At 52.8% G+C, this 12,380-nt stretch carries 10 protein-coding genes; 3 read left to right on the top strand and 7 right to left on the bottom strand.

Translation table 11 applies throughout. The features are described from left to right. The coding region (locus HN413_16135; GenBank protein MBT3391929.1) for a GAF domain-containing protein at positions 1-3,069 on the bottom strand (3,069 nt) is incomplete at its 3' end. Continuing rightward, on the bottom strand, positions 3,066-4,676 hold the full coding sequence (locus HN413_16130; protein MBT3391928.1) for a tRNA uridine(34) 5-carboxymethylaminomethyl modification radical SAM/GNAT enzyme Elp3: 1,611 nt from the start codon (positions 4,674-4,676) through the stop codon (positions 3,066-3,068). The genes HN413_16135 and HN413_16130, both read right to left, overlap by 4 nt. Positions 4,677-4,823: 147 nt before the next feature. On the opposite strand from HN413_16130, the gene HN413_16125 reads away from it, so the two are divergent. Further along, the gene (locus HN413_16125; GenBank protein MBT3391927.1) at positions 4,824-5,585 is read left to right on the top strand and encodes a class I SAM-dependent methyltransferase; all 762 of its coding nucleotides are present in this window, start codon (positions 4,824-4,826) and stop codon (positions 5,583-5,585) included. 74 nt (positions 5,586-5,659) lie between these two features. On the opposite strand, the gene HN413_16120 is transcribed toward HN413_16125, so the two are convergent. From HN413_16120 to HN413_16105, 4 genes are all read right to left on the bottom strand, one after another. Continuing rightward, positions 5,660-6,757: an adenylate/guanylate cyclase domain-containing protein gene (locus tag HN413_16120; protein MBT3391926.1), complete on the bottom strand. Its 1,098-nt coding sequence runs from the start codon at positions 6,755-6,757 to the stop codon at positions 5,660-5,662. A 17-nt stretch (positions 6,758-6,774) separates the two neighbouring features. Then, positions 6,775-8,418, bottom strand: coding sequence for a hypothetical protein (locus HN413_16115; GenBank protein ID MBT3391925.1), 1,644 nt, complete (start codon positions 8,416-8,418; stop codon positions 6,775-6,777). Between the two features lie 131 nt (positions 8,419-8,549). Continuing rightward, positions 8,550-9,470 (bottom strand): diacylglycerol kinase family lipid kinase, encoded by a 921-nt coding sequence (locus HN413_16110; GenBank protein ID MBT3391924.1) that lies wholly within the window; start codon positions 9,468-9,470, stop codon positions 8,550-8,552. A gap of 9 nt (positions 9,471-9,479) precedes the next feature. Beyond that, positions 9,480-10,247: a DUF429 domain-containing protein gene (locus HN413_16105; GenBank protein ID MBT3391923.1), complete on the bottom strand. Its 768-nt coding sequence runs from the start codon at positions 10,245-10,247 to the stop codon at positions 9,480-9,482. 195 nt (positions 10,248-10,442) lie between these two features. On the opposite strand from HN413_16105, the gene HN413_16100 reads away from it, so the two are divergent. Together HN413_16100 and HN413_16095 are read left to right on the top strand one after the other, a co-directional pair. Then, positions 10,443-10,838 (top strand): hypothetical protein, encoded by a 396-nt coding sequence (locus HN413_16100; GenBank protein ID MBT3391922.1) that lies wholly within the window; start codon positions 10,443-10,445, stop codon positions 10,836-10,838. Between the two features lie 123 nt (positions 10,839-10,961). Beyond that, a complete protein-coding gene (locus HN413_16095; GenBank protein MBT3391921.1) occupies positions 10,962-11,747 on the top strand; it encodes a 2-(1,2-epoxy-1,2-dihydrophenyl)acetyl-CoA isomerase in 786 nt (261 codons plus the stop codon). 30 nt (positions 11,748-11,777) lie between these two features. On the opposite strand, the gene HN413_16090 is transcribed toward HN413_16095, so the two are convergent. After that, positions 11,778-12,380 (bottom strand): isoprenylcysteine carboxylmethyltransferase family protein, encoded by a 603-nt coding sequence (locus HN413_16090; protein MBT3391920.1) that lies wholly within the window; start codon positions 12,378-12,380, stop codon positions 11,778-11,780.

Genomic DNA, 12,380 nt, shown 5'->3' with positions numbered 1-12,380 from the left:
AACTTGCTGCAGCCGTGTGGGGTCTACATATACGATATAATCGCCGGGCTCATAAACCAATGTTGTTTGAATTGTTTCAGGGAGCATTCGGTTGAGCAATTTTTCAATCTCTTTGAGGAATGGCAGTAACTCAATTTCAGTTTGCTCCATCACGGAGCGGCGGCTGAAATCCAGAATCTGGCGAATCAGGCTGGAGGCGCGTTGTACTTGTTGTTGGATAATTCCCAGATGTTCGCGGCTGTTCGCCGTAAGCGATTTGTCGGTGCGCAGCAAATCGGCGTAGATGACGATAGCTGCCATGATATTGTTGAAATCATGGGCGATGCCAGCCGCCAGTTGACCCACCGTTGCCAGCCGCTCTTGCATGTGGATTCGCTCCTGAATTTCGCGCTCTCGGGTGACATCGCGAATAATGAGCAAACGTTCTTCGGTATTGCCACCAAGTACCGAGCGAGCCTGTGCCTCAAAACGTTTTGATGGTGTTTCACTAGTTGCGATTTCGTAGGGTAACAATGCATCTTGATGACTGAGCAATGTTTCAATAGGGTAAGGGCCGACTTGCTTAATTTCACCTTCCGTTTGATCCGGAGCCAGAAGTAATAGATATTCTTGCCCCAATGTATTTGTGCTGAGTACACGGTTTTCTTCGTTGAAGAGAACCACCCCAATGGGTAATTCTTTGATGATACTTTCTAATCGGTATTGTTGTGCCCCTAAACGATCCACCAGCCGGTTAATTTCCTGATAACGGCTGGCGTTGCTATAGGCCAGCGCAATTTGTTGGCCTATAGCATCCAGCAAATTGAGGTGGTCTTCTGTAAATGCATTGACTTCATAATGATGAACAGAAAGTGTCCCGATAATTTTATTGCCATCAAATATGGGTGCTGAAATTGCAGAGCGTATTTTGGTATCCCGGCTGGAAATATTCTGCCAGCGCGCATCCTTTCGTACATCATGCACAATGGCAGGCTTGCGCTCGCGCGCTACCCAACCGGCCAGGCCTTTTCCCAGCGGCATGGTGTGTTTTTCGTCGATCAGCTTATTTATTTTGTGATCGTATATGGCGAAGGGCACAAGTGTTTCTGACTTCTTGTCGTAAAATAGCGCCAGACTTTCCCTGCCGTCCATAGCCTGACAAGTTCGTATGACGGCTTGCTCCATAATATCGTCGGGATCGAGGCTGAGCGAGAGCACCTTGCCAATCTCGTAGAGTAGCGAAAGACGTCGACGTTCGATATCGAGTTCTTCGGCGCGCTTGTCGATGGTTTCGAAGAGGTTGGCATTGTCGATGGCAATGGCTGCCTGATTGGTCAGTGTTTCGAGGAATTTTCTCTGTTCTTCGCTGAACGCGTTGGGTGAAAAGGATTGAATGGATAACGCGCCCAGAACACGATCCTTCACAATCAGTGGAATTCCCAGCCAGCTATGTGTATTCTGTTGGTTTTGATAAAAAGGAATGGGTGTATCGGGTAATTTGTCTCGGGTAATGTCGTTCAGGTGCAGGGGTTTTCGATTTCGGATAACCCATCCGGTGAGGCCGCCTGTTCTGATTGGAAAATGTTGGTGGAGCAGGCTTTCCATGACGGTCCCATCTTCCACTGCGAAGCGGATATGAAATTCTCCGTCTAATTCATCGTAAATTGCCACTAGAAAGGTGTCGGGCTTGAGGAACTGGTCCACTTGCTCGTAAAGGCGTTGGAGCAAGATATTTTCATCTAACTCACTTGAAGTTGCCAACGCTGTATCATATAGCACAGAAAGTTCATGCGCCCTGCGCTGTACCTCGCTAAACAAGTTTGCTTTGTCGATGGCAACCGCCAATTGGTCGGCCATAATTTGCAGCATTTGAACATCTTCATCATCGAAGGCTGCCTCCTGCTGGCTTTGTACATCGAGTACACCAATCACATGGCCTTCTACGATAAGCGGCAATCCCATTTCTGAGCGGGTTTCAGGGAGCAGGGGCTGCTTGAAGTGGATGGCATCTTCGCCCACATCTAATGCAATTCGTGGCTTTCCCGTACCGGCGACATGCCCAACAATGCCTACTTTGCCAACCGCCAGCTTATGCCCCTGTTCAAGCATCTTGCGACCAGCTTCGCCCGGTGCCGCAGCCAGATGAGCGTATTTCTTTTGTGCATCTAATAAGAAGATACCAGCATGATAGAAGTCAAATCGTTCCTGAATTAACAAGGCAGAGTGGTTGAGCAATTCTTCTACGTCACGGGCGGCGGTAGCATCGCGCGCAATTTCGGCGGCCACACGTAGCTGTACTGCCCGGCGCTGGATGATTTCGCGTGACCGTTTGCGCTCGGTGATGTCCAGCAGAGTGACGATGACAGCCTTTTGTCCCTGATAAATAATCGGGCCTGAAACAACTTCCACTTCGATGATTTCGCCATCCAGGCGTACCACGCGTTGCTCTAGCGGTGGCAGGAATTTTTTCCAGGCAAGCATGGCGCGCTCGTGGACTATGTCTTTATCATCGGGGTGTACAAAATCCAGGGGCGATAAGTTGATTACGTCTTTTAGTTCTTCAGCCCCAAGCAGTTTTTGGCAAGCCGGATTGATATATAAAATGCCCTCATTACGATAAACCGCGGTGGCAACCGGCGTTTTTTCGATCAGAGTACGGTATTGAGCTTCACTTTCACGCAGAGCGGCATCGATATTTTTTTTGTCTTGCCTGCTTTTCGCTTCGCGTAATTCGCGTGCGATTGCAGGAACCAGGCGCGAGTAATTCCCTTTGACGAAATAATCATTTGCGCCTGCACGCATAGCTTCTACGGCGTTATCTTCCCCCATGGTACCGGAGATCATTAATGCAGGCGTATCCGAAAAATTCTCTCTGATAAATTCCAGCGCGCTGATGCCCGAATAACCAGGAATCGTATAATCGACAAAAACCAGATCCCAGCGACGCTCATGCAGCGCTTGTTCAAATGTTATTTGTGTTTCCACGCGCCGCCAGTTGACAGTATAACCACCGATTTCAATGGTGTATACGAGCAATTCGGCATCGAATTCAGAATCTTCAAGTAATAGCAGGGATAGATATTTGTTCATGAATCTGTGACCAGGTTTCGAACCAAATAAAGTTCACCGCGTTGGAAGCCGCGTGTCAAATAATACTGGCGTGTGCCAACAGCCGAAATGACAGCCAGACGTTGGTAGCCTCGCGTCCGTGCGATTTTTGCTGCTTCTTCGAGTAGTTCTGTGCCTAATCCGCTGTGTTGGGCTGCGCCTTCATCCTCCTGACCCATACGCAACGATTGCCCATAGACATGCACCTCACGGATGATAGCCGCGGTTTTGAGATCGCTCAGGCTGGTCGGGGGTGCATCGGGTTGGGGCAGAGAAAGCCTCAGGAAGCCGGCCAGCTTATCGTTCGGGGTCACATAAGAGAGAAAATGTTCCTCGGCAGAATCGGCTTTGTAGATCAGATCATCCAGCCTCAGAGCCGCGTTTTGAACATCCTGCCCGCGCACTTCGCGGCAGCGCACGCATTGACAAACCTTATCACGGCGCTTCAATTCCTGCTGAACATCCATGCGCAAACTGGTGCGGCGGTTGCCCTCCACGACATTGGTGGAGGGAATATCGCGGATAATGCGGTTGACGCGGCAGTAGCGCGGGATGCTGGTTTTTACATCTGCAATCAACTTGATGAGTTCGTCGGTTTCGTAGGGGGTGTACTCGCCGCGCTGCCAGTATTCATATAACTCGGCGTTGGCGAGTAGTTGCGTAGGGTAAATTTTGAGTTCATCGGGGTTTAGGCCATCCCACAGATGCGCGAAATCTTCATAATCCGATGCGGGTGTCGCACCGAGCAGATTGGGCATCCAGTGAGCTACAATTTTGAAGCCCGCCGCGCGCAACAGCGCAAAAGCCGCCCGCGCTTCAGCGGCCGTATGTCCGCGCTGGTTGAGTTCCAGAATGCGGTCATCCATACTTTGCACGCCGATCTGAACTTTTGTGACTCCAAGCGTGCGCAGCCAGACCAACTCTTTGCGGGTGACGTGGTCGGGGCGTGTTTCTACCACCAGGCCAACATTGCGATGCTCGGCAGTCTCGTTGAAAGTTTGCGCCTCAGCCAGGGTGTCAAATTCGCGCTTGTTGAGCGCTTCAAAGCAGCGTTTGATGAACCATTCCTGATAATCTTTGCGGTAGGAACTCCATGTGCCGCCCAGTACAAGTAACTCGATCTTGTCGGTGGGATGCCCTACGGCGTGCAGGGCTTCGATGCGCGCAGTTACCTGCTCGTAGGGGTCAAATTCGTGATGCAGGGCGCGCATCGCCCCCGGTTCATCAGGCAAATAGCTTTTGGGCATGCGTATATCGGTAGGGCAAAAAATACACTTGCCGGGACAGGGGTAGGGCTTGGTTAGTACCGTCACCGTAGTTACGCCCGAGAGCGTGCGCATAGGCTTCAGGCGGATTTTTGCTAAGAGACCAGGGTCTTTTTGCCATTCGCCGCGCGCTACCAGATCGCGGTATACAGCTACCAGCGCCGATTTATTCAAAAAACCCTTGCCATCCGGTAGCGGATTGTGTCGTAGCGCGTCGAGAACTTTACTGCCACTGCGAATATCTTCCAGGGCGCGGCGCGCCAAATCCCGCTTATGCGGGGTGATTTCACGGGCGGCGTACCAGGCTTGATCGTTTTTATTCACGGTTACTTACTTTAACGACAGAGGCAAAGGGGTGAAGACGCAAAGAGTGATAAAATCTCTGCGTCATGGTCTCCTTGCGGCTTTACGTTGAATCCTTTTCGTTTAATACATGAGAATGGCGAGAATAATTCACACCAACCTTCGTTTATGAATCCTGTTACCGTTCAAAAACTGCTTCAACTCAACCAGCAATTTTACCAGACCTTCGCGGGAGATTTCTCGGCTACCCGCGGACGTTTGCAGCCCGGCGTGCTGCGTGTGCTGGAAACGATCTCATCTCAGGATACTATTCTGGATTTGGGTTGTGGAAACGGCGAATTGGGGCGTGAACTGGCCCGCAGAGGGCACCAAGGCAACTACCTGGGTCTGGATTTTAGCCCGGAACTTCTGGACGCAGCCCGCGCCGGGGTGCAGGAATTCCCCAACATTGCCTACGCCCAGGCGAATATCGCCGACATAAGTACCTGGGATTTCGCCTTGATGGACGTCGGACGACGAACGGCGGACAGAAACCTTCACCCTTTAACCTTCAACCGGATACTTTCCTTCGCCGCCCTGCATCACATCCCCGGGCGCGAACAACACCTGCAAATTCTGAACCAGGTTCATGCTTTACTCCCTCCTGGCGGGCGATTCATCCACTCGAACTGGCAATTTCTCAACAGTCCGCGCCTGAAAGCGCGCATCCAGCCCTGGGCCGAGATTGGCCTTTCGCCCGATGACCTGGACCCCGGCGACTATCTGCTCGATTGGCGGCGCGGCGGCTACGGTCTGCGCTATGTGCATCATTTTGGCGCGGCAGAACTACACGCCCTGGCCGCTGAAACTGGCTTCCAGATGCTGGATTCATTCTACTCTGATGGGCAGGAGGGAAATTTAGGCTTGTATCAGGTTTGGAAAAGAATTTAAGGGTGACTTTCCTGCAAAAAGCCATAAGCGAGATGCCCGCCGGAACCCTTCATCTGGCGCGATTTGCATTGAAGTCAAGGATATATTCTGCAAACTTCAATTGCTTTGTGGATACCACGTAATTGAAGCTTCTCATTGGGATCACAGGGATTCTCTTCAACAATCTGCCGCGTTGCTGGATCATCCAAAATAGATTGCGCCAGCCAAATATCATCGCCCTTGGCCAGATCACTCAACCGGGCGGCGATGTTGACTGTGCTGCCGAAATAATCCAGACGGTTGTTGAGTGTGACCACTATGCACGGCCCGGCATTCAGCCCAACTTTCAGGCGTAGCTGCTGCTCATCGTTTAGCGCAGTCCGCCGGTTGAGTTGCTGAATCCCGCGCACGCTTTCCAATACACCCCGTAGGGCTGAAGCGTTATCGAAAAAAGTTCCCATCACACCATCGCCAATCGTCTTGACTGCGGCTCCGCCGTGGCGTTCGACCGCGTCGAAGACAATCTCAAAATGCTGACGCACCAATTGATAGGCTGCCGCATCGCCCAGAGTTTGGTACAACTGTGTCGAGGCTTTCAAGTCGGAGAAAAAGACAGCCAGATGCTGCACGCCCAGCGAATAATTATCGGGTAGCACTTGCACGCCTAATTTTTCACGAAACAGAGATCGATTGACGAGATGGAGTGCTGGCAATCTTCCGAGAGTTTCATCGACCTGAGCGTGAAAATTGGCCTGGTTACGGCGTGCGGGGTGCAATTTCCGTAGCCTGTTTTGAGCGCTGACTCGCGGGGTAATCTCTTCATCCAGGCGAATTTCGGCTTCGTTGTGGCACATCTCGCAGTTTTGGTGTGATTCTAAATGCTGGAATTCATGCGTGCGTTGCAGCAGCGCGCCACACGCCGGGCAGTAGACTTCCCACTCGAAGGCCAGTAACCCCTCACCGACAGCCAAAATCAGAAAATCCAGGGTTTGCGTTTCTGCCCAGCCCAATTGCTGCGCTATATAGCGCGGATTAACGCGATAAAGCTCGTAATCTTGCGCCTGCCGGATAAATTTTTGAAAGTGGGTGACATCTTTGGCCGCGTGCGGATTTTTCTGCAGGCGTTGAAATGCGGCGTTACGCTGCCAACGCGGGAAAATTACCATCGGATAGGTTGGGGAATATTTCGTCATTTAATGATTCCGAAGCGTTAAACCGTTGAATTCTTACGAGTGGGTTCGATTTCCCCAAAATAGCCCATTTCGAGCAATGCACCCAAAACTTTCTCCGCGGCCCCGGTTTTGACAATAATTGCCGTGGGGCCAAGCGGATCGCCCAAATAGCGCGCCGCCCGCGATTGGCGCAGTTTATCAAGAATTTCTGGGGCACGCACGCGCAGGATGACTGCTTCGCGGGTCCGAATTTCGCTGCCGTGAGCCTCCCAGCGTTTCAGCGCACGAATGATATTGGGCGGCACAGGCTGGGCGTGCTTCTGTAAAATTGCCAGCAGATGCCCAATGTGCAATCCCTGGCTGTGCGCCAGTGTTAGCGAGTCAGGTGTTAATTGATAGCGAAATTCGTGGGCTGTTGACTCTTCCCAACGGCAGAAGCGGGCAATTTGGTAGCGAATGGCGCGCGGCGAGGAGAGAGGAGCGCCCACGCGGCCATCTGAGCGCAGGTGGATTGATTCCGACTCAGAGGGCAACCCCTCGGGGGGAATACCCGCCAACAAGGCAGGCCACCAACTCGAAAGGCGGAAGGCGCTCCCGCTCAGGGTGGGCGCGTCCGCCTCGGGGGTGGCAATATCCACAAAGCCCAACCAATGCAGCGGCCCACAGATCAGATAGCGAATCAGCGCGCCATCGACATCATCCCAATGCTCGAAACCGCGTAAGAATTCGCTGCTGTTCACGTCCCGCAGGTACCACGAATCATAATCCCCCGCCGGACGCTGAAAATCGGGGTTTTGCTGTTTGATGTCGGCGATGAAGGCCGAAAGGTTCCACCAGGTTTGCGGCGGCAATTTTTGCAACTGTCGCATAAAGAACTGGCGAGCAGCCAGGGGATCGTTGCGCCAGTCGCCTTCGGCTTGCAGGTGAGGTATCAGGCGCAGATCATTGTGTGTGGCGCTGTGCAGCCAATCTTGGGCCAGTTGCGCCAGAGCTGCGCCGCGGCTGGCTTCGAGATGGGCGCGGGCGCGCTCCAGATCGGGCTGGCCATCCGGAGTCAGGATTTTGGCGCTGGTGAGCAGGGATTTCAGGAAAGTTTCGATTTCGGCGGCCAGGCCGATATTTTCGCGCCCCAGCCGTTGAGCAGCAAGCAATGTGCAGGCTTGTTCGAGCAGTTGATCGTTAACGGAAATGGGGTAGGCGCGCTCGCCGGGGGTGGCGGCGCGCCCCGGCGCGGGGTTGGTATTTGGGGGCGCGGCGGGAATCAGCGGCAGCAGGTCGTCGGGGATGTACGCAAATTCTTCGTTGCCGCGCGGCGTTTCGAAGAAGGCGCGTGCCACCAATGCGCGATACCAGAGCATTTCAGCCGCCGAGATCGAGTTTTGGTCGGGCCGCAAACGGTCGCGGCGGCCGCTGCCCATTTCGCGTACTTTGCCGCATAGACGCGTGAATTGCACCCACGGCAAGCGTCCCCCCGCGGCGATGATATTTTGCAGCGCGGCGCGAGCTTCATCCGGCAGAGCTTGAATAACTTCAGCAGCCAGTTCTGGATCTTGAATTTTTTTGCAAATTTCGGGGATGGCGGAATCGGTATCGGGTGAGGCAAGCTCCACCCCCCAGCGTTCAGCGATCATGCGCAGATGTCCCAGGTCGTGGCGTTGCAGGCTGTGAGCAAGATCAGGCATAGGGTGATGGGCCAGGGATTAACGCAAAGACGCCAGGAAGCGGAGCCGCAAGGGACGAGCATAAAAGTAGTTTGCGGCCTGGCTTCTGCGCGCCTTTGCGTAAAGATCAGGGATTGGGATCAACTGCGCGATTATACAACAACTTCAATCGCCCCCGGCACAAGTTCAAAATCCAGTTGGCGTACATCGGTACCGAACCCGGCGAAGATTTCGCCATCAATATGGATATTGAGCGGGCGGTCAGAGGTGATTTTGGCTTGTTTCAGGGTTTCAAGGCGCACTTGTTTGAAGTTTCCATGCGTTCCATTCATCACCTCGGGTAGCAGGCGGAACATCATCGGGCGGGAAACTTTGGAAATGGCGACATAATTGAGCACCCCATCGTTGTTGACGGAGTCGGGCGCCACCCTAAATCCGCCCCCCTCGCGCGGCCCGTTGCAGATGCCCAGCATCAGAATATCATCTTCCCATTCTTGCTGGTCACTGCGGAATTGGATATGTGCAGCATCATGATTGAGAATAATCGTTTGCACCACCGCAGTAAAATAGACGATAAATCCGCGCAAGAAAGAAGGCAATGTGCGCGAGCGGATGGTAACGGTGGCGTTGAAACCCGCCCCTAGTGTATTGTCAATATACTCACGGCGGCCATGTTCATCAGTCACCACAGCTAAGTCTGTGCGGCGCGGTGTTCCGGTGAAAATTTGCCGCAATGCCAGGGCCGGGTTATCCTGCATCCCCACGGCGTGGGCGAAGTCGTTGCCCGAACCCATCGGGACCACCCCGATGCGTGGGCGTTTTTCAGCAGGCACACGCATGACCCCGTTGATGACTTCGTGAATCGTGCCATCGCCGCCCACGCTGATGATCAGCTCGTAGCCTTCCAGCGCGGCCTGTTCGGCTAATTTAACCGCATGTGTAGGGTATACGGTTCCAGCCCAATCGGCGCCGCCGAATTCTTCAACGATGGGGCGCAAATCCGATGCCTGACGCCAGGCATTGCCGCGATCGGCGTTGGGGTTGAGAATAATTTTCGTTTTATAGGGTGGCATAGGAAACTCCTAGGGGTACTTCTTCTTTAACCCCGCAACTGGCAAAACGATTTGTCCTTCGGCAGAATCTCCATATATGGAGATTTGTTCGGGGTGCATAAAAAATAGCCAGGCGGTGAAAGCAGCCATCAGGGCCTCCAGTTCGCTGGCCTGGTAGAGTCCTTCCAAAGGGAGTACGCCTTGTTTCAGACGATAACGTGTGATCTCCTCGAAAACGCGCATCGGGTCGTCAATCTCTAAACCACCATCGTACAGGATCAACTGGCGTTGCACGCGCCCCTCCAGAGATGTTTTGGGGAAAGGCTTTTTTTCGATTAGTGCGGTGTAGGCTGCCTCGGGATGGACTTCCATAAATTGGCGTTGTGCGTCGGATGTGCCAAAATTCTGATACCCGGCAGCGGTTAGACGGTTGCACAGCTCAAAGCTGGTTTTCATCCACGAAGGGCATGAATCTGCATCTGCGGGGATGCGCGCCACGCGCAAATTATGTTGTCGCAACAAATATTCGGCTACGCGATCATTCGTCCAACGCCCTGGGGGCGGTACCGGCTTCAGAGCTTGACGCACAGCTTCGAGCTTCATCCGCCCCTGATTTGGGCGCAGCGGCCCGCAAATCGCCGCGATGGCGCGTTCCTGCCCCTCAGCAAAGGCAAGTACAGCCTCCAGATTGCCCTGATCCAAAGTGATTACCTTTTGCTCGAAATCCAGCGCGGCATAGACCAATGACCGTGTGGGTGCTTTGGGGACGATTCCAATGAAAATTGTTGCGTTTTGCATGGTTTGCTCCCGTTGAATAGTAGGCCGTTTCGAGTGTAGCGTAAAACCAAAGAGAAGGCAATAGCGGCAAAAATTTCAGCAAATTATTAATTGTCCGGTTTGGTTTTTATGGTATGATTGCGCCCAAATCTAACCAGTGGACGGGTTTGCGCATAGTTTTAGCGCCTTGGCATATTACTGGATTTTTGAGGAAGTATGGAAGATAAAATTACGATTATTGAAGGCCCAACGCCTACATTTGAACTGATCCCAGATATTTGGGTACACGGTCTTGTCGAAGGCGCATTGCAAGCGGATGTCGTCGCGACCCGGTTGCGCACATTCAACGGTCAGGAACTGGTTGACCGCTGTTCACGTGCCTGGAATAAGACACAGAATATTTACCTGGAATACAAAACCCCCGAAGGGCTGCCCGACGAGGTGCCGATTATAGCTGCCCGCAATTTTGCAACCGATGAGGGGGATATGCTGCTATTATGGGTGCGCTTCCCCGATGATAGTCTCGAGGTGGGCATCGAATACGATGACGACGACTTCGATGATGAAGACGATGAAGATGATGGTTTTTTCTTCGATGACGAAGCGTACTAAAATCAACCCCTAAACCGATTAATGAAACCCGGCTTTATTGTAAAGCCGGGTTTTCGATAAATTGGCAGTATTTGCTCAGGTTTTGCACGCGCTGGAAGCCGGGCAAGTACAATCGGAGATCGTATGGCAGAATCAAAGACGGTATTGCAGGAATTTGAAGATGGTGTGCTGCGGCTGACGCTCAATCGGCCTGCGCTTGCGAATGCTTTTAATCACGAAATGAATACTGCCTTGCAGAAGGCGCTACGGGAAGCCGCTCGCGATGCGGCTGTGCGCAGTGTTTTGCTAACAGGGGCTGGTTCTGCATTTAGCTCCGGGCAAGATTTGGGCGAAATGAAACAGGCTCAGGGGAAAGTATCGTATCGTCAGCATTTACAACAAACCTATAACCCATTGATCTTGCAGTTACGGCAGATTGAAAAACCGGTTGTTGTTGCCCTGCAGGGGGCCGTCGCCGGGGCAGCATTGGGTATAGCTCTGGCCTGTGACTTGCGCATTGCTGCCGAAGGGACGCAATTTACTGTGGGTTTCCTGGGCATTGGTTTGGCGCCCGATTCAGGAGTCTCACTATTGCTTCCGGCGGTTGTTGGTTTGGGGATTGCGAGTGAGTTGACGTTCACAAATAAACCCTTTGATGCGCGCCAGGCTCTGGGGTGGAATCTGGTCAACCGCGTGGTGCCAGCCGGAGAGTTGCCTGCGCAAAGCATGGCGCTGGCGCGAGAATTGGCGCAGGGGCCACAGCAAATCATTGGCCTGACCAAACGCGCTTTCAATCAGGCCATTTTTCCGAATTTGGAATCTGTACTCGATTACGAAGCCCATATTCAGGCGATTGCGCAGCATAGCGCGGATCATCGGGAGGGCGTTCAGGCCTTTTTGGAAAAACGCAAGGCAAACTTCACTCGGTGAAAGCCATAAGCAGAGTGATTGATGCCCTGCTCATTTCTTGATATGAAACCGCGGCAGCAGCATTGGAACTTGCTTTTGATAAGTACCATACGCTTCGCCGAATTCATACCGCAGACGACGTTCTTCAAAGTGTGCCCCCACAACCAGATACAGGGACAGGATGATTGCAAGTGTGAGGCTGTTACACGTCATAATAGGGGTGAGCCAGATAAAAAGCAGCCCGCCTGTGTAGAGGGGGTGGCGCACCCACTGATATAGCCCCGAAATAGCGAGTTTCGGTTGGGTGTGAGCAATGGGTGGTGAAAAGATTTGTCGTAATCCAATAAAATCGAGCGCATCGGCCTGCCAGATTCCCAGGATAATGATTATAACCCCCATGAATTGCCCCACGCCCGTGAGGAATACCCAGGGTATCGGAACGGAATAAAGTGTTTGGTCTGGCAGCGTTGCCATCAACCACAAAATGGGCAGGAAAGAAACCCCTGCAAAGATATTATACGCCAGGCGATACCAACGTTCAGCAAAAAGGCCAAGCCACTGACGGGCACGCGCTTTGGCGGTCAGCGTTGCTGTTAGGGAATGAATTGCTGCATAAAGGAGTGTTGCCAGGGTTAGTGTCAGGGTTGGGAGCAT

Source organism: Chloroflexota bacterium (assembly GCA_018648225.1).
Lineage (GTDB): Bacteria > Chloroflexota > Anaerolineae > Anaerolineales > UBA11858 > NIOZ-UU35.
This window is presented reverse-complemented; position numbering and strand designations above follow the sequence as displayed.